Source organism: Borreliella americana, assembly GCF_032595795.2.
Classification (GTDB): domain Bacteria; phylum Spirochaetota; class Spirochaetia; order Borreliales; family Borreliaceae; genus Borreliella; species Borreliella americana.
In genome coordinates this window covers 430,032-449,007 of sequence record NZ_CP132449.1, presented here as the reverse complement: position 1 = coordinate 449,007, position 18,976 = coordinate 430,032, and the positions used below count along the sequence as shown (strand labels likewise).

The window sequence follows — 18,976 nt, the reverse complement described above, 5'->3', positions numbered from 1 at the left end:
TTATTAATAGTGTTTGTTTTTATTATTGATTGTTAGAAATATCCAGGAAAGAGGTAAAAATGATATCAGGCTTGAATCCAACATTAAGGTTATTTAAAGATCATAAAATACTTTATTCTAACATGGAAAGAGGATTGAAGCCTCTTTTAGAAGTAGATAATTTTATCAATAAGTACATCCAGAATAAAGAAGGACTTGAAATTTATGATAAAGTCGTGGGCAAGGCAGCAGCCGTTATTATTTATAATATAGGGCTTCAAAATGTTCAAGCTGGGGTTGTTTCTCAACCAGCAAAGGATTTTTTAGAAAGCAGAGGAATAAAAGTGGCTTATAAAAAATTGGTAGAAAAAATAAATGACAGGGCAGAAAGCTTGATTGAAAGCTTAGAAAATCCCGAAGAGGTTTATAAGTATATGATTAAAAGAGGTATTATAGTTAATAATTTATAAAGTATGAAAATAATTGAGCTATGTTTTAGCTAATTATGTGACTTTGAGTATACAGTGATAATTAGGGCTATGTTGTATATTAATATTATTAAATTTCCCCAATTTAGGTAAAAATTGCTTTTATCATAGTTAAAAATCCAAATTCCAGCATAAACGCCTAAAAATCCTCCTATAGAAGATGTAAACATGATTAAATTGGGCTCAATTGTATGTTGATTAATTTTGCTTTGATTCTCTTTAACATTAGGCTGTTCGGTAAATTTGCTGTCAATAAAAATCATGGCAAAACCTGCAAGAGTAATGCATAGAAAATAGATCATAAATATTTTTCTAATTAATGCAAACATAAATTGTCCCTTTCTTTCAGCTTTTAATCATTAATACTTAATGATATAACTAAATGTAATACAAAAGCAAGTATTTTGATAGACATATAAAATATAACTTATGTCTTATTCTTGTATTTGGTGAATAAGGGGTTTTAGATTTTTGTCATTAAGAAAAATGCTTTTAATATATTTTATTTATTTTTGGTTTTGGAGGCATTAGAGGGAGCCGTGTTATATATTGTTGGTACGCCAATAGGCAATTTAGAAGATATTACCTATAGAGCAATTGATGTTTTAAAATCGGTAAATGTTATCTTTGCAGAAGATACGAGAGTCACTAGCAAGCTTTTGTTGCGATATAAAATTAATAAAAAAATGATTTCTTGTAATTCCGTAACAGAACGTAAGAAGATAGATTTGCTATTGAATTATTTGTCAAAAGGAAATTCTGTTGCTTTTGTTAGTGATGCTGGTACTCCGGGGCTTAGTGATCCTGGTAACTTATTAGTTGCTGCTGCTTTTAGAGATGGATACAAAGTTTGTCCAATTCCTGGAGTAAGTTCTTTTAATACAATTGTAAGTGTTAATCCTTTTAGAGATAAATCAGTTTTTTTTGAGGGATTTTTGCCCAACAAAGGTCTTAAAAGATTTAAAAGAATTGCTGAGCTATATAAAAGGGGAGATGCTTTTGTTCTGCTTGAATCTGGTCATAGAATTTTAAAATTGCTTGTTGAAATTTCTTCTGTTAATTTAGATGCGAAGGTTCTTATTGGTCGAGAGATGACAAAAATTTATGAAGAATATCAAATTGGTAAACCTTTAGAATTAAAAAAGTATTTTGAATCGAGCAAGGAGAAGGTTAAAGGAGAGTTTACTATTTTAGTCAGCAGAAATCGTGCATAGTAAATGTTTGCTATCTAGATTTCAAAAATTTATTTATTGTTTATTTTACCCGATTGATTTATTGTGTTATACTTGAATTTTGATAGGGGTTTTTTATGAAAATTTATTTAGCTTCTCCATTTTTTAAGGAAGAAGAAATTAAACTAAGGGATGAGGTTTTGCAATTTCTTGAAGAGTTTAATTTAGATGTATTTTCTCCAGAACATCATGCTGTCAAAAAGATGGGATTGCTTGAGAAGGTTGATTATAAGTTTGCAAATAGAGATATAAGAGAGAAAATAAGAGAAATAGATTTAAAAGAGCTAGTTAGTAGCGACATTGTTTTAGCTTTGGTTAATTATATTGATGCAGGTACGGCCTATGAAAGAGGATTTGCCTTTGCTAAAAAAATACCAAGTATAGATTTTTTTAAAGATAAACAAGATTCTGATTTTTATAATTTAATGTATAGTGACTGTACTGCTGCTTTTTCTAATTACAAGGACCTTAGGGAGGGAATTTTAACCTTTAAAGAATTGTGGATTAAGTTTAAAGGAGATAATGAAAATTTCAGAACCTTTTTTGATTATTTAAAAGCTAAATTGGAAAATAAATTAAAAAAAATTTTTACAACTTTGCCTGTTAATGAAAAGTGTGGTTGTTAATGTTTTTATCGTGCTTTATTAATAAAATTTATTTTTTATATTTTATATTAATAAAATAATGCAAAGGTATTGACAATATGATTCTTCTTTTGTTAAAGTATTAAAGGTTGAAATGATTATTGGAAGATGAGAGAAGGGAAGAGTTAAGTAAGGTTAAAAGCCAAAAGAATAAACAAAACCTGTTAATTTTTTTAAATAAAAAAATAAGAATAACGAAGAGTTTGATCCTGGCTTAGAACTAACGCTGGCAGTGCGTCTTAAGCATGCAAGTCAAACGGGATGTAGCAATACATTCAGTGGCGAACGGGTGAGTAACGCGTGGATGATCTACCTATGAGATGGGGATAACTATTAGAAATAGTAGCTAATACCGAATGAGGTCAATTAATTTGTTAATTGATGAAAGGAAGCTTTTAAAGCTTCGCTTATAGATGAGTCTGCGTCTTATTAGCTAGTTGGTGGGGTAAATGCCTACCAAGGCGATGATAAGTAACCGGCCTGAGAGGGCGAACGGTCACACTGGAACTGAGATACGGTCCAGACTCCTACGGGAGGCAGCAGCTAAGAATCTTCCGCAATGGGCGAAAGCCTGACGGAGCGACACTGCGTGAATGAAGAAGGTCGAAAGATTGTAAAATTCTTTTATAAATGAGGAATAAGCTTTGTAGGAAATGACAAAGTGATGACGTTAATTTATGAATAAGCCCCGGCTAATTACGTGCCAGCAGCCGCGGTAATACGTAAGGGGCGAGCGTTGTTCGGGATTATTGGGCGTAAAGGGTGAGTAGGCGGATATATAAGTCTATGCATAAAATACCACAGCTCAACTGTGGAGCTATGTTGGAAACTATATATCTAGAGTCTGATAGAGGAAGTTAGAATTTCTGGTGTAAGGGTGGAATCTGTTGATATCAGGAAGAATACCGGAGGCGAAGGCGAACTTCTGGGTCAAGACTGACGCTGAGTCACGAAAGCGTAGGGAGCAAACAGGATTAGATACCCTGGTAGTCTACGCTGTAAACGATGCACACTTGGTGTTAACTAAAAGTTAGTACCGAAGCTAACGTGTTAAGTGTGCCGCCTGGGGAGTATGCTCGCAAGAGTGAAACTCAAAGGAATTGACGGGGGCCCGCACAAGCGGTGGAGCATGTGGTTTAATTCGATGATACGCGAGGAACCTTACCAGGGCTTGACATATATAGGATATAGTTAGAGATAATTATTCCCCGTTTGGGGTCTATATACAGGTGCTGCATGGTTGTCGTCAGCTCGTGCTGTGAGGTGTTGGGTTAAGTCCCGCAACGAGCGCAACCCTTGTTATCTGTTACCAGCATGTAATGGTGGGGACTCAGATAAGACTGCCGGTGATAAGTCGGAGGAAGGTGAGGATGACGTCAAATCATCATGGCCCTTATGTCCTGGGCTACACACGTGCTACAATGGCCTGTACAAAGCGAAGCGAAACAGTGATGTGAAGCAAAACGCATAAAGCAGGTCTCAGTCCGGATTGAAGTCTGAAACTCGACTTCATGAAGTTGGAATCGCTAGTAATCGTATATCAGAATGATACGGTGAATACGTTCTCGGGCCTTGTACACACCGCCCGTCACACCACCCGAGTTGAGGATACCCGAAGCTATTATTCTAACCCGTAAGGGAGGAAGGTATTTAAGGTATGTTTAGTGAGGGGGGTGAAGTCGTAACAAGGTAGCCGTACTGGAAAGTGCGGCTGGATCACCTCCTTTCTAAGAGAAAGATAAACTAAGGCTAATTCCATTAACTCTTCCCTATTCTTTTCTTTTGATAAAAGGGTTTTTAAAACCAATGTTATTTTTGCAAATTTAAAAAAATTTTGTGTATTAAACTTTTTATTGTTTGCATTAAAGAGTTTTATTAAACTTAAACTTAAACTTAAACTTAGATCATTTTGGGGGTTTAGCTCAGTTGGCTAGAGCATCGGCTTTGCAAGCCGAGGGTCAAGGGTTCGAGTCCCTTAACCTCCATTGGGCATGTGCCTTGAATTGTGATTCATTATACTTTCAAGTACTTTTATTAAAGTAGTTATTAGAATGTAAAACAGAATAAGTTAAGATTTATGGGTTAAAGTTGGGATCTGCCTGTTGATATTAATAAGAATGCCTAGAAGCGAAATCAAACTTTCGATAAAAATCGAAGTTATTTTTCTAGAGCACAAGGATTAATCAGCATTATATTTTCCAACAGTCTATTCTATAAACGAGCTGCATTTATTACTAGATTTTAGTTCGAAATTAATGTGGATTTCTAGTTGTGATACCTGTTGGGAGGGTAAGTATTGTAGCTAGCCGTCGCCCTTGTTATCTTTATACCAGTATGTAAGGATATTCCGGACAAGACTGTTAATTATAAGTTGGAGGAAAGCCAAGTTTGCGCTAAATCAGCATGTTTCTTGTATCCTAGATTATAAGCTTGACGTAATAGCCTAAAAAAGCTAAGCAAAACATTATAAATCAGATTTTAGTTTGAATTTGTCGGGTACTCAATGTTATGAAGTTGAAATAGCCAGTAATTAGTATATGCTTTAATATAGAAATTTAATAAAATTTTGATGTTTTTATTAATTATAGCTTAAATTAGTACTTCAGTATTTAAAACGATAAAAATACATTGGGACCAGGATGAGTTGAACATCCGACCTCAGGTTTATCAGACCTGCGCTCTAACCACCTGAGCTATGATCCCTTAAGCATATCAATTCTTTACAAATTTTATTTAAATCTTATGACTTTGTCAATATCTCTTATATCTTTTCAAGATATAAGAGATATTGCATATAGTTTATAATTTTTTATATATTTATCAATGCCCAATAGTTTATATTTTGATTAGCATTTTCATATAAGCTGATTTAAGCTTAACTGGCTCAACTTTTTAATCAAAAAAAATTATCAACCAACCAAGAATTTATTAAAATATGTATTTATTGGATGATTAAATGATTTTAGCTTTTGTTTTTATTCTGGACAATATGTTTTTATGTTTTACATGTGTGTTTTGGTAATAATTTTTTTTATTATTATATTGTTTTAAAATTGAGTTTATGGATCGATATTTTTTTTTGCAAGATGCCACTACTGTTGCAAAGTTGTTGCTTGGCAATTTGTTGATCAGAAAGATTGGCAAAGAAGAAATAGTTACCAGAATCGTTGAAACGGAAGCTTATATGGGGATAACAGATAGCGCGAGTCATTCTTATGGTGGTAAGATAACAAATCGCACAAATGTTATGTATAGCATAGGAGGACATTCTTATGTGTATATAATATATGGTATGCATTATATGTTTAATATTGTTACTGCGAATAAAAATAATCCCCAAGCTGTTTTAATCAGAAGTGTAGAGCCTATTTCTCCAGTATTGGGAGAGAAAACTATTCTTACCAATGGTCCTGGAAAACTTACAAAATTTTTAAGCATTGATTTAACTTTTAATAAAGTTGATCTTATTGGGAATAATGAACTTTTTTTACAAAGAGGCTTGAATCTAGATTTTAATATAGTTTGTTCAAAAAGAATCAATATTGATTATGCACAAGAGAGTGATATAAACAAGCTTTGGAGATTTTATATCCAAGATAACAAATTTGTTTCAAGGCGTTGATTTTCATTTCAATATATTTTTTTAAAAATTTTTTTAAAAATAATATTATTAAATTTGATTATTTTATGCTTTAAGAATAATTTATTGAGAATAAATTATTTGTGATAGTATATCTTAAAAGAGAGATTTATATATGAATTCTAATTATAAAAGATATAAAATGCTAGTTTTTGACCTTGATGGAACTTTATTAAACAATAATCATGAGATTGCCTTTTTAACTCTTGAGGTTCTTTTGGCTTTGAAGAAAGATTTTAAAATAATTATTGCAACCGGTAGAAGATTGATTGAAGTTAAAAATGTTAGGAGTCAATTAAAAGAAATTGGTATTAATGAAAATTATCTTGTAACGGCCAATGGGGCGGAAGTGTTTTTGCAAGAAAATTTAATTTTTAGACATGCAATGAGTTATGGCTTAGCAAAAGAAATTCTCAAGATATATGCAGACAATGTTGATGTTAATCTTTATACTTTTGATACTTGGTATTCTAATGCAGATGTTAAAAGTCCTATTATGAAACATTTTATTAGGGATTTAGGCTTAAATGTTATTATTGGAGATTTGACTAAACTAAACGTTGATTCTGTTTCTAAGATTGTTTATTATTGTGACGATTTGGCAATTCTTAATAAACTTGACAATGAGATTAGAAGTAAGGATTTTCAAGATGCAAGAGTGTTTTTTTCTTCTAAAGATTTATTAGAGGTTACCAATATTAATGCCAATAAATATAATGCTATTAAAAATATTGCTTTTCTTGAAAACATTCCGTTGTGTGATGTTTTGGCTTTTGGAGATAATAATAATGATTATGAGATGCTCAAATATCTTGGTAAGGGGGTTATAATGAAAAATGCTAATGAATTTCTTAAAATTAATTTAGCAAATAATGAAATAACAAGATTTAGCAATAATGAGGACGGTGTTGCTAGATTTTTAATTGATTTTTTTGAGCTTAATATTAAATATTAATAATTTATATTTAAATGTTTAATGTATTTGATTTATTTTTAGCAGGATTTTTTATTTAAAATATAAATTTTTTACTTTTAGTGTATATTTGTAAATTTATTTATTAAAATATTGGAATAAGTATTGACATGGATTAAACAAAGATATATATTATTTTATGTTGCATAAACAAATTGGCAAAATAGAGATGGAAGATAAAAATATGGTCAAAGTAATAAGAGTCTATGGTGAATGCCTAGGAGCTTTAAGGCGAAGAAGGTCGTGGTAAGCTGCGAAAAGCTTGGGGGAGAAGCAAACATTTATTGATCCCAAGATTACCGAATGGAGTAATCCAGCTAGCAAGATGCTAGCTATCTATTATTTAAATAATAGAGGCGATACCAGGGGAAGTGAACCATCTAAGTACCCTGAGGAAAAGAAATCAAAGAGATTCCCTTAGTAGTGGCGAGCGAAAAGGGAGTAGCCCAAACTTTAAATGTGTCAAGTTGCAGAGCGTTGCATTTAGGGGGTTGTAGGACGTTTAAGCTTAGTCTGTAATAAGCAAAAAAGTTACAAAATATTTATATAGAAGAATAATCTGGAAAGTTTAACCAAAGAAGGTGATAGTCCTGTAATTTAAATGTAAATATCTTTTTAAAATGTTCCTGAGTAGGACGAGGCACGAGAAACCTTGTTTGAAGCTGGGGAGACCACTCTCCAAGGCTAAATACTAAAAAGCTACCGATAGAGAAGAGTACCGTGAGGGAAAGGTGAAAAGAACCCCGGGAGGGGAGTGAAATAGAACTGAAACCGTAGACTTACAAGCAGTCAAAGCCGTAATTTATTGCGGTGATGGCGTGCCTTTTGCATAATGAACCTGCGAGTTATCATGTCTAGCAAGATTAAAGCATAGAAGTGCTGGAGTCGAAGCGAAAGCGAGTCTTAAAAGGGCGATTTAGTTAGATGTGGTAGACCCGAAGCCGAGTGATCTATTTATGGCCAGGCTGAAGCTTGGGTAAAACCAAGTGGAGGGCCGAACTCTAGTCTGTTTAAAAAGGCAGGGATGAGCTGTGAATAGGAGTGAAAGGCTAAACAAACTCGGAGATAGCTGGTTCTCCCCGAAATGGATTTAAGTTCAGCCTTATTTTAGTTTAATAGAGGTAGAGCACTAATTGAGCTAGGGCCTGTCAAAGGGTACCAAACTCAGTTAAACTCCGAATGCTATTAAATGATGAATAGGAGTGAGACTATGGGCGATAAGGTTCATAGTCGAGAGGGAAACAACCCAGACCAACAGCTAAGGTCTCAAAAATGTGTTAAGTGGAAAAGGAGGTTTAGGTACGTAAACAGCCAGGAGGTTGGCTTAGAAGCAGCCATACCTTTAAAGAGTGCGTAATAGCTCACTGGTCGAGTACTTAAGCGCCGATAATGTAACGGGGCTAAACACATTACCGAAGCTTTGGATCTTAACGAAAGTTAAGATGGTAGGGGAGCGTTCTGTAAGCCAGAGAAGTTAAACTGGAAAGTTTGATGGAGGTATCAGAAGTGAGAATGCAGGTATGAGTAACGAAAAAATGGGTGAGATTCCCATTCGCCGAAAACCTAAGGTTTCCTGGGTAAAGGTCGTCTTCCCAGGGTTAGTCGGCCCCTAAGGCAAAGCTGAAAAGTGTAGTCGATGGGAAACGGGTTAATATTCCCGTACCTCTTATAGTTTCGATGGAGTGACGCATGAGGTTAACTACTGCTAGGCGATGGTTGTCCTAGTTTAAGCATTAAGGTGATGATCTTGATAGGAAAATCCGTTAAGAGAGCTAAGATGTGATGATGAGTGCTATTTAGGTAGCATGAAATGTAGGTAGTCAAGGTGCCAAGAAATAACTTCTAAGGTTAGGCTATAAGGGGCCGTACCGCAAACCGACACAGGTAGGTGGGATGAAAATTCTAAGGCGCGCGAGAGAATCCACGTTAAGGAACTCTGCAAAATACGTACGTAACTTCGGGATAAGTACGACCTAAGCAATTAGGTAGCATAAAAATGGTCCAAACGACTGTTTACCAAAAACACAGGTCTCTGCAAATCTGTAAAGAGAAGTATAGGGACTGACACCTGCCCGGTGCTGGAAGGTTAAGAGGAGATGTTAGTTTATTCGAAGCATTGAATTTAAGCCCCAGTAAACGGCGGCCGTAACTATAACGGTCCTAAGGTAGCGAAATTCCTTGTCGGGTAAGTTCCGACCCGCACGAATGGTGTAACGATTTGGACGCTGTCTCAACGTGGAGCTCGGTGAAATTGAAGTATCGGTGAAGATGCCGATTACTTGTGGTTAGACGGAAAGACCCCGTGAACCTTTACTATAGCTTGGTATTGAGATTTGATTAAATGTGTGTAGGATAGGTGGGAGACTTTGAAGCTATCTCGTTAGGGATAGTGGAGTCAATCTTGAAATACCACCCTTGTTTAATTAAGTTTCTAACTTATAGAAATATGAGGAGAGTGCCAGGTGGGTAGTTTGACTGGGGCGGTCGCCTCCTAAAGAGTAACGGAGGTGCGCAAAGGTTACCTTAGAGTGGTTGGAAATCACTTTGTAAGTGTAAAGGCATAAGGTAGCTTAACTGTAAGACTGACAAGTCGAACAGATACGAAAGTAGGTCTTAGTGATCTGGCGGTGGCAAGTGGAAGCGCCGTCACTTAACGAATAAAAGGTACTCCGGGGATAACAGGCTTATCCTTCCCAAGAGTTCACATCGACGGAAGGGTTTGGCACCTCGATGTCGGCTCATCGCATCCTAGGGCTGGAGCAGGTCCTAAGGGTATGGCTGTTCGCCATTTAAAGCGGTACGCGAGCTGGGTTCAGAACGTCGTGAGACAGTTTGGTCCCTATCTGCCACAAGCGTTGGATATTTGAGAGGAGCTATCTTTAGTACGAGAGGACCGAGATGGACGAACCTCTAGTGTACCAGTTATCCTGCCAAGGGTAAGTGCTGGGTAGCTACGTTCGGAAAGGATAACCGCTGAAAGCATCTAAGTGGGAAGCCTTCCTCAAGATGAGATATCCTTTAAGGGTCCTGGAAGAATACCAGGTTGATAGGTTAGAAGTGTAAGTATAGTAATATATTAAGCTGACTAATACTAATTACCCGTATCTTTGGCCATATTTTTGTCTTCCTTGTAAAAACCCTGGTGGTTAAAGAAAAGAGGAAACACCTGTTATCATTCCGAACACAGAAGTTAAGCTCTTATTCGCTGATGGTACTGCGAGTTCGCGGGAGAGTAGGTTATTGCCAGGGTTTTTATTTTATACTTTAAGTTTTGATTTTATTTTTACGTTATTTAAATATTGGTGTTTTTAAATGTGTTATTTAAATAACATAAAAAATAAAATATATGTTGACATGTATTAAACAAAGATATATATTATTTTATGTTGCATAAACAAATTGGCAAAATAGAGATGGAAGATAAAAATATGGTCAAAGTAATAAGAGTCTATGGTGAATGCCTAGGAGCTTTAAGGCGAAGAAGGTCGTGGTAAGCTGCGAAAAGCTTGGGGGAGAAGCAAACATTTATTGATCCCAAGATTACCGAATGGAGTAATCCAGCTAGCAAGATGCTAGCTATCTATTATTTAAATAATAGAGGCGATACCAGGGGAAGTGAACCATCTAAGTACCCTGAGGAAAAGAAATCAAAGAGATTCCCTTAGTAGTGGCGAGCGAAAAGGGAGTAGCCCAAACTTTAAATGTGTCAAGTTGCAGAGCGTTGCATTTAGGGGGTTGTAGGACGTTTAAGCTTAGTCTGTAATAAGCAAAAAAGTTACAAAATATTTATATAGAAGAATAATCTGGAAAGTTTAACCAAAGAAGGTGATAGTCCTGTAATTTAAATGTAAATATCTTTTTAAAATGTTCCTGAGTAGGACGAGGCACGAGAAACCTTGTTTGAAGCTGGGGAGACCACTCTCCAAGGCTAAATACTAAAAAGCTACCGATAGAGAAGAGTACCGTGAGGGAAAGGTGAAAAGAACCCCGGGAGGGGAGTGAAATAGAACTGAAACCGTAGACTTACAAGCAGTCAAAGCCGTAATTTATTGCGGTGATGGCGTGCCTTTTGCATAATGAACCTGCGAGTTATCATGTCTAGCAAGATTAAAGCATAGAAGTGCTGGAGTCGAAGCGAAAGCGAGTCTTAAAAGGGCGATTTAGTTAGATGTGGTAGACCCGAAGCCGAGTGATCTATTTATGGCCAGGCTGAAGCTTGGGTAAAACCAAGTGGAGGGCCGAACTCTAGTCTGTTTAAAAAGGCAGGGATGAGCTGTGAATAGGAGTGAAAGGCTAAACAAACTCGGAGATAGCTGGTTCTCCCCGAAATGGATTTAAGTTCAGCCTTATTTTAGTTTAATAGAGGTAGAGCACTAATTGAGCTAGGGCCTGTCAAAGGGTACCAAACTCAGTTAAACTCCGAATGCTATTAAATGATGAATAGGAGTGAGACTATGGGCGATAAGGTTCATAGTCGAGAGGGAAACAACCCAGACCAACAGCTAAGGTCTCAAAAATGTGTTAAGTGGAAAAGGAGGTTTAGGTACGTAAACAGCCAGGAGGTTGGCTTAGAAGCAGCCATACCTTTAAAGAGTGCGTAATAGCTCACTGGTCGAGTACTTAAGCGCCGATAATGTAACGGGGCTAAACACATTACCGAAGCTTTGGATCTTAACGAAAGTTAAGATGGTAGGGGAGCGTTCTGTAAGCCAGAGAAGTTAAACTGGAAAGTTTGATGGAGGTATCAGAAGTGAGAATGCAGGTATGAGTAACGAAAAAATGGGTGAGATTCCCATTCGCCGAAAACCTAAGGTTTCCTGGGTAAAGGTCGTCTTCCCAGGGTTAGTCGGCCCCTAAGGCAAAGCTGAAAAGTGTAGTCGATGGGAAACGGGTTAATATTCCCGTACCTCTTATAGTTTCGATGGAGTGACGCATGAGGTTAACTACTGCTAGGCGATGGTTGTCCTAGTTTAAGCATTAAGGTGATGATCTTGATAGGAAAATCCGTTAAGAGAGCTAAGATGTGATGATGAGTGCTATTTAGGTAGCATGAAATGTAGGTAGTCAAGGTGCCAAGAAATAACTTCTAAGGTTAGGCTATAAGGGGCCGTACCGCAAACCGACACAGGTAGGTGGGATGAAAATTCTAAGGCGCGCGAGAGAATCCACGTTAAGGAACTCTGCAAAATACGTACGTAACTTCGGGATAAGTACGACCTAAGCAATTAGGTAGCATAAAAATGGTCCAAACGACTGTTTACCAAAAACACAGGTCTCTGCAAATCTGTAAAGAGAAGTATAGGGACTGACACCTGCCCGGTGCTGGAAGGTTAAGAGGAGATGTTAGTTTATTCGAAGCATTGAATTTAAGCCCCAGTAAACGGCGGCCGTAACTATAACGGTCCTAAGGTAGCGAAATTCCTTGTCGGGTAAGTTCCGACCCGCACGAATGGTGTAACGATTTGGACGCTGTCTCAACGTGGAGCTCGGTGAAATTGAAGTATCGGTGAAGATGCCGATTACTTGTGGTTAGACGGAAAGACCCCGTGAACCTTTACTATAGCTTGGTATTGAGATTTGATTAAATGTGTGTAGGATAGGTGGGAGACTTTGAAGCTATCTCGTTAGGGATAGTGGAGTCAATCTTGAAATACCACCCTTGTTTAATTAGGTTTCTAACTTATAGAAATATGAGGAGAGTGCCAGGTGGGTAGTTTGACTGGGGCGGTCGCCTCCTAAAGAGTAACGGAGGTGCGCAAAGGTTACCTTAGAGTGGTTGGAAATCACTTTGTAAGTGTAAAGGCATAAGGTAGCTTAACTGTAAGACTGACAAGTCGAACAGATACGAAAGTAGGTCTTAGTGATCTGGCGGTGGCAAGTGGAAGCGCCGTCACTTAACGAATAAAAGGTACTCCGGGGATAACAGGCTTATCCTTCCCAAGAGTTCACATCGACGGAAGGGTTTGGCACCTCGATGTCGGCTCATCGCATCCTAGGGCTGGAGCAGGTCCTAAGGGTATGGCTGTTCGCCATTTAAAGCGGTACGCGAGCTGGGTTCAGAACGTCGTGAGACAGTTTGGTCCCTATCTGCCACAAGCGTTGGATATTTGAGAGGAGCTATCTTTAGTACGAGAGGACCGAGATGGACGAACCTCTAGTGTACCAGTTATCCTGCCAAGGGTAAGTGCTGGGTAGCTACGTTCGGAAAGGATAACCGCTGAAAGCATCTAAGTGGGAAGCCTTCCTCAAGATGAGATATCCTTTAAGGGTCCTGGAAGAATACCAGGTTGATAGGTTAGAAGTGTAAGTATAGTAATATATTAAGCTGACTAATACTAATTACCCGTATCTTTGGCCATATTTTTGTCTTCCTTATAAAAACCCTGGTGGTTAAAGAAAAGAGGAAACACCTGTTATCATTCCGAACACAGAAGTTAAGCTCTTATTCGCTGATGGTACTGCGAGTTCGCGGGAGAGTAGGTTATTGCCGGGGTTTTTATTTTTATACTTTAAGTTTTGATTTTATTTTTATGGTTTTTTACACAGCGATAAAACTATTTGTATTGTAATAAGGGAATTTTAAAACAACATGAAGAAAGCAAACTTTTTAAGTACTAATTTTTTAATTTTAATTTTGTTTTGCTTTGTCAACGTCAATTTATTTTCTAAGGATATTTTCAAATTTAAGCTTGTAGATCAGTTTTTTCCTTTTTACTATAAGAATAATAAAGGAGAATATGAAGGGCTTATTTTTTTCATTTTAGATAAATGGGCAAAAGATAATAATGTTGATATTAGGATTGAGCACATTGATAATTTAAATGAAAGTGAAATTGAAGATGAAGCAATATATTTAGGATTGACTTATAATACAAAATTAAATGATTTTTTTTATTTTAAAAGTGAGCTTGCTAGGGGCATTTCAATTTTATTTTTTAAAAACTCTAATAAAAAATATAAAAATACTCATTCCACATTTTTATCCAATTTTAATATAGGAGTTATTAAAAATACAATATATGAAGATATCTTGAGGTTAAAAAGCGCTAACACTATTTTTTTGGCTGATAATTCTCAAGAGTTAGTATTGGCTTTAAAAAATGATAAAGTTGATTATATATATGGTGATTGCAAGACTTTACATTATATTGCAAAGCATTTTTTAAGTGAAGATCTTGTAATTTTTACTGGAGATGTTTTTTATAGTATCAAAAATAGATTGGCTATTAGTAGAAATGCTCCCGAGATAGTAAAGAATTTGAATTTAGATTTGTTTTCGTATTTAATGAAAATGCCCGAAGAACTTTTTGTTTCTTTTTTAGATAGTACTTCTAAGGGAAGTTTTGTTGATGTTGGTTTATATAATGATTATCCCCCTTTAAGTTTTATTAATTCACAGGGAAAATTGTCTGGCATTTTAGTGGATTTATGGAATCTTCTCTCAAGACAACATATTTTTAAGCCTATTTTTAAGGGATTTCCCAAAGAGGATATTAAGAGATCATTAGAGGGAAAGTCAGTAGGTATTTTTGGAGGGATTATTAGTAATGATAGTGTATTACAAAATTTTAATTATGTAGTAAGCAAGCCAATATATCCTCTTAATTTTAAATTTTATTCTAAAGACCTAAACAATGACGCTGGTCTAATAAATTCTCAGTTTATTGATTTTAATTTTAATAATATTCAATTAAATAAGAATAAAGATATTGTTAATAACTTTATAGATATTGTTAATAATTCATATGGGTTTATAGAAAATTCAATAACAACAAAATATTTATTAAAACTAAATGGATATAACGGTAGATTAAAATCTTACGATTCGATTTTTAATAAAAATAGGTTTTTAGTATTAGCTATTGATAATAGGGTTTATAAGGTTATTAAATATATTCTTAATTCTATATTTGATGATATTTCATTTGAATCTTTACTTCAAATAGATAAAAATTGGTTGGATAAAGAAGAGATTAATAGTTCTAGAATAAATAGTTATAAAATTATGAATAAGGTTAAATTTAATATAGAAGAGAAAATTTGGTTATCAAAAAATAATAAATTAAATCTTGCTGTTAAAAATTGGTATCCAATAGATTATGTTAAAGCAAATAATTATAAAGGAATAAATCAATTTTTGCTTGATAAGATTAGAATGTTTTCAGGTTTGAGATTTAACATAATTGAAGCATACAATAGTTTAGAGCTTGAAAAATTAATCAAATCTGGAAAAATCGACATGCTAAATACTAATGCAACCGATTCAAATTTGGATAATGTTTTTAATATAAAATTAAATTCTCGAATTCCACTTTATATTTTTTCAAATAAAAAAAGGGTGCTTCCATCTAGATCTTTGGAAAAGTTTGCTATGCTTGATTTTTTATATAGTAAAAATTTAGCTTCTAATATTAAATCAAATCTTATTCTTGTAAGTAGCTTTAAAGAGGCTTTACTCCTTCTTTATAGGGGAAAGGTAGATGGGATTATTAGCGATGAATATACAGCTGCTGCCGTTTTTGAAGAATTAAATATTGTTGATGTTGAAAAAATTCCTACTTTTAGGGATTTGTATTTTGATTTGAGTCTTGCTATTTATAATCAGGATTATATCTTGAAAGAAATTATTCAAAAAATTGTTATGCGTTCGAATGCTGGCAGTCAGATGTATTTAAATGATTGGAAATTTGATATTTATTATAAATCCAAAGGTGGCAGGTTTAAAAATTTCAAATTTCTAGTGTTAACGGTCGTTATATTTTATTTTACTTTTTTAGCATTTGTAATTATATTTATGTTCAGATTATCATTTGAGCAGAAAAGAAGATATTCTTTTGTTATGAATGAAAAAAAGATTGCAGAAGCTGCTAATGCTGCTAAAACCATTTTTGTAGCTAATGTCAGCCACGATATTCGTACTCCTATTAACGGGATAATGGCGGCTACTGAGCTTTTAAACACAACTATTCTTACAGATGTTCAAAAAGACTATGTTAGAATGATAAATTATTCATCTGATTCTTTGCTTTCTTTAATTGATGATATTTTGTATTTGTCTAAAATAGATGTTAATGAATTATATGTTGAGAGTCAAGAGATTGATTTAGAAAGTGAAATGGAAGTGGTTTTAAAAACTTTTCAATCTCAATGCGCAAAAAAAAATATTGATTTATTCTCTTATTCTAAATCTATTTTTAAGAATTATATAAAGGGTGATATTGTAAAAATTAAACAAGTTTTAATTAATTTAATAGGAAATGCTTTTAAGTTTACAGACGATGGTGTTATTGTTTTAAACTATGAAGAAGTATATAGAACAAGAACCGATGGTAATAGGGTTTTGGTTACAGTTGAATTTAAGGTAATAGATACAGGCAAAGGTATTGAAAGAGAGAATTTTTCTAAGATATTTGAAATCTTCAAACAAGAGGATGATTCTTCTTCAAGGGTTCATGAGGGTGCTGGATTGGGGTTGTCAATATCTAGAGAGCTTATAAGATTAATGGGCGGGCTTGGCATTGCTGTTGATAGTAAGGTGGGAGAGGGCACAACTTTTTCATTTATGTTACCCTTTTTATTGGGCGATGAGCTTAAAAGTAAAAAATTGTCAATCAATAAATTTCAATCAATAAATTGTGATAATAAAGTATTAAATGTGCTTTTAAGTCAAAAATCTATTAAAATTTTTGAGCGTTGTTCGATTTTATTGGGATGTTCTTCTAATGTGCGCTATGTGGCGTCTTTTGAAGATGCTTATAAAGTCTTCAAGGAATATCCTTTTTATAATTTTGTTTATGTAAATGTAAATAACGATAATATTCAAGAGAGCATTCGATTTGCCAATAATATTGAAAGACTACGTTCTGATGTACAAATTATTTTTTTATTTTATTATTTAGATAATAAAGCTCTAAAAAATTTAAAATATAGGTATGTTAAAAAGCCTTTAATGGGGCTTAGTATATGCTCTGTGCTTTATGAAAAAGAAGAGTTTAATCCAGAAATGGATTTTGAAGATTTGGTTCCAATAGATGGCGCTTTAAGGATAAAAGAGCCCATTAATGTTTTAATAGCTGAAGATAATCAGGTAAATCAAAAAGTGTTGAAAGATATTCTTGTTGTAATAGGTATTAATGAAAATTTTATTGATGTTGTAGATGATGGGGTAAAGGCTTTAAAATCTTTAAAAGATAAAAAATATGCTATCTCTTTTATTGATATACGAATGCCAAGATATGATGGATTTTCAGTGGCTAAGGAAATTAGAAAATTTGAAAAGGTAAATAATTTAAAGCCCTGTGTTTTGGTCGCTGTAACAGCGCACGCTTTGCAAGAGTATAAAGACAAATGTCTTGCAAGTGGCATGAATGATTACATCTCAAAGCCAATACACATAAGTTCGATTAAAACAATATTAAAAAAATACTTACAGTTTGAAGTTGATGATATTTTGGAGAATAAAGATATGAATCAACTTGTTAAATTTCCCAATTTAGATGTTAATAGGGCCTTAAAAGAATTAAATATTTCATATTCATTATATTCTGAATTATGCAGAGGACTTGTTGATTTTATCTCCATTAATATTATTGATTTAGAAAAAGCTTTTGATGAAGAAAATTTGTCTTTAATTAAGGATATATCTCATTCAATATCTGGAGCTCTTTCTAATATGCGTAGCGAATTGTATAAAGATTTTCAAAAAATTGAAACAAGCAAAGATCCCATTTCTGAGTTAAAAAAAATGTATTTTTTTGTAAAAGATGATTTATTGCAGCTAATAAGCGATATAAAGGAAAATATTTTGTTTGAGTCTGAGGTTGTTAGTAAGAATAAGCTATACTTTAAAAATAATGATCAATTTTTAAACCTTCTCAATAAACTTTTAATTGGTATTAAGGCTAGAAAGCCAAGAGAATACAAAGAAATTCTTGAAAGCATTGAAAAGTATGTTTTAGACGATAATATTCAGGTATTATTTAGTGATCTTCGTAGAAATTTAAGACTATATAGATTTGCTGAGAGCTCTAAGATTCTTGAAGAGATTATTGAAATGCTTAGTAATAAGAGAATTAGCAGTGGAAATAATAGTTAAAGATAAAGCTTTTGAAGCAGAGAATCAGAAGCTTTTAATTGTGGATGATTCTCCCACCAATTTAGATTTATTGGTAAACATATTGCAAGATGCCTATGAAATTGAGGTTGCAATAAATGGACTTGATGCTTTAAAGCAGGTTGAAAAAGATAGTCCGGATCTTGTACTTCTTGACATAGGTCTACCAGATATTAATGGCTATGAGGTATGTAGAAAGCTAAAAAGCGATCCTGATACTAAAGAGATTCCTGTAATTTTTATTAGTTCAAGAAGCTCCACAGATGATCAACTTGAAGGATTTAACGCTGGTGGTGTAGATTATATTTTAAAGCCTTTTAATAGTCGAATAATTGATGCTAGAGTTAAGACACATCTTGAATTAAAAAGGTTAAGAGATTATTTTAAAAGCTTGTCTAGGATTGATGGGCTTACTCAAATTCCAAACAGAAGATTTTTTATGGATAAATTTTCTAAGTCGTGGATGAAAGCTTTAGAAAGCAAAGAAATAATAATTGTTGGAATGTTGGATATTGATAATTTTAAAAATTACAATGATAATTATGGCCACACCAATGGTGATGAATGTCTTAAATTGATTGCTAAAGCCTTATATAAGGTTTCTTTAAAATACAAAATAGATGTTGCTCGATATGGCGGGGAAGAATTTATTTTTTTTTCTGTCAATAAGAGTCTAAATGAAATGATTGGCATTATTAAAACAATGATTAATGATATAAAGCGCTTAAGAATAGTTCATGAACACAGTAGTGTTTCTAGCATTGTAACTGTTTCAATTGGACTTGCTCAAGAAATTCCTATTGATAACAATTTTACCAATATCATAAAGCTTGCTGATCGAAAGCTTTATGAAGCTAAAGTTTCTGGAAGAAATCAGTTTAGGTATTAAATTAATATTTAATAAACT

At 34.1% G+C, this 18,976-nt stretch carries 8 protein-coding genes, 2 tRNA genes and 5 rRNA genes; 13 read left to right on the top strand and 2 right to left on the bottom strand.

Features of this window, described 5'->3' with window-relative positions; translation table 11 throughout:
* The first annotated feature begins 59 nt into the window (after nucleotides 1-59).
* Complete coding sequence (locus QIA00_RS02135; protein WP_002557021.1) at nucleotides 60-449, top strand: DUF1893 domain-containing protein; 390 nt, start codon at nucleotides 60-62, stop codon at nucleotides 447-449.
* 29 nt (nucleotides 450-478) lie between these two features.
* Here the strand turns inward: QIA00_RS02135 and QIA00_RS02130 are convergent, their stop codons facing one another.
* Nucleotides 479-796, bottom strand: coding sequence for a hypothetical protein (locus QIA00_RS02130; protein WP_316257196.1), 318 nt, complete (start codon nucleotides 794-796; stop codon nucleotides 479-481).
* 189 nt (nucleotides 797-985) lie between these two features.
* Here QIA00_RS02130 and rsmI point away from each other — a divergent pair, with 189 nt between their 5' ends.
* The 4 genes from rsmI (at nucleotide 986) to QIA00_RS02110 (ending at nucleotide 4,328) form a co-directional block, all read left to right on the top strand.
* A complete protein-coding gene (gene rsmI, locus QIA00_RS02125; RefSeq protein ID WP_316257195.1) occupies nucleotides 986-1,681 on the top strand; it encodes a 16S rRNA (cytidine(1402)-2'-O)-methyltransferase in 696 nt (231 codons plus the stop codon).
* A 95-nt stretch (nucleotides 1,682-1,776) separates the two neighbouring features.
* A complete protein-coding gene (locus QIA00_RS02120) occupies nucleotides 1,777-2,325 on the top strand; it encodes a 2'-deoxyribosyltransferase (protein ID WP_316257194.1) in 549 nt (182 codons plus the stop codon).
* Between the two features lie 209 nt (nucleotides 2,326-2,534).
* Nucleotides 2,535-4,070: ribosomal RNA gene (locus tag QIA00_RS02115) — 16S ribosomal RNA — on the top strand.
* Between the two features lie 184 nt (nucleotides 4,071-4,254).
* Nucleotides 4,255-4,328: transfer RNA gene (locus QIA00_RS02110), tRNA-Ala, on the top strand.
* A gap of 644 nt (nucleotides 4,329-4,972) precedes the next feature.
* Here QIA00_RS02110 and QIA00_RS02105 read toward each other — a convergent pair.
* Nucleotides 4,973-5,046, bottom strand: a tRNA-Ile gene (locus QIA00_RS02105).
* 358 nt (nucleotides 5,047-5,404) lie between these two features.
* On the opposite strand from QIA00_RS02105, the gene QIA00_RS02100 reads away from it, so the two are divergent.
* The 8 genes from QIA00_RS02100 (at nucleotide 5,405) to rrp1 (ending at nucleotide 18,958) form a co-directional block, all read left to right on the top strand.
* Nucleotides 5,405-5,965, top strand: coding sequence for a DNA-3-methyladenine glycosylase (locus tag QIA00_RS02100; protein ID WP_316257193.1), 561 nt, complete (start codon nucleotides 5,405-5,407; stop codon nucleotides 5,963-5,965).
* A 133-nt stretch (nucleotides 5,966-6,098) separates the two neighbouring features.
* Nucleotides 6,099-6,938 (top strand): Cof-type HAD-IIB family hydrolase, encoded by an 840-nt coding sequence (locus tag QIA00_RS02095; RefSeq protein WP_316257191.1) that lies wholly within the window; start codon nucleotides 6,099-6,101, stop codon nucleotides 6,936-6,938.
* A gap of 204 nt (nucleotides 6,939-7,142) precedes the next feature.
* Nucleotides 7,143-10,071 (top strand): 23S ribosomal RNA (locus tag QIA00_RS02090).
* Between the two features lie 23 nt (nucleotides 10,072-10,094).
* Nucleotides 10,095-10,205 (top strand): 5S ribosomal RNA (gene rrf, locus QIA00_RS02085).
* Between the two features lie 181 nt (nucleotides 10,206-10,386).
* Nucleotides 10,387-13,315, top strand: a 23S ribosomal RNA gene (locus tag QIA00_RS02080).
* 23 nt (nucleotides 13,316-13,338) lie between these two features.
* Nucleotides 13,339-13,449, top strand: a 5S ribosomal RNA gene (gene rrf, locus QIA00_RS02075).
* A gap of 96 nt (nucleotides 13,450-13,545) precedes the next feature.
* Nucleotides 13,546-18,051 (top strand): ATP-binding protein, encoded by a 4,506-nt coding sequence (locus tag QIA00_RS02070; protein WP_316257190.1) that lies wholly within the window; start codon nucleotides 13,546-13,548, stop codon nucleotides 18,049-18,051.
* A complete protein-coding gene (rrp1, locus tag QIA00_RS02065; protein WP_316257189.1) occupies nucleotides 18,035-18,958 on the top strand; it encodes a cyclic-di-GMP-producing response regulator Rrp1 in 924 nt (307 codons plus the stop codon). Before QIA00_RS02070 ends, rrp1 begins: the two co-directional genes overlap by 17 nt.
* Nucleotides 18,959-18,976: the final 18 nt, after the last annotated feature.

Coding starts and splice junctions, on each gene's coding strand:
- QIA00_RS02130 (WP_316257196.1), bottom strand. CDS start 796: ATGTTTGCATTAATTAGAAAAATATTTATGATCTATTTTCTATGCATT.
- QIA00_RS02100 (WP_316257193.1), top strand. CDS start 5,405: ATGGATCGATATTTTTTTTTGCAAGATGCCACTACTGTTGCAAAGTTG.
- QIA00_RS02070 (WP_316257190.1), top strand. CDS start 13,546: ATGAAGAAAGCAAACTTTTTAAGTACTAATTTTTTAATTTTAATTTTG.
- QIA00_RS02135 (WP_002557021.1), top strand. CDS start 60: ATGATATCAGGCTTGAATCCAACATTAAGGTTATTTAAAGATCATAAA.
- QIA00_RS02095 (WP_316257191.1), top strand. CDS start 6,099: ATGAATTCTAATTATAAAAGATATAAAATGCTAGTTTTTGACCTTGAT.
- QIA00_RS02120 (WP_316257194.1), top strand. CDS start 1,777: ATGAAAATTTATTTAGCTTCTCCATTTTTTAAGGAAGAAGAAATTAAA.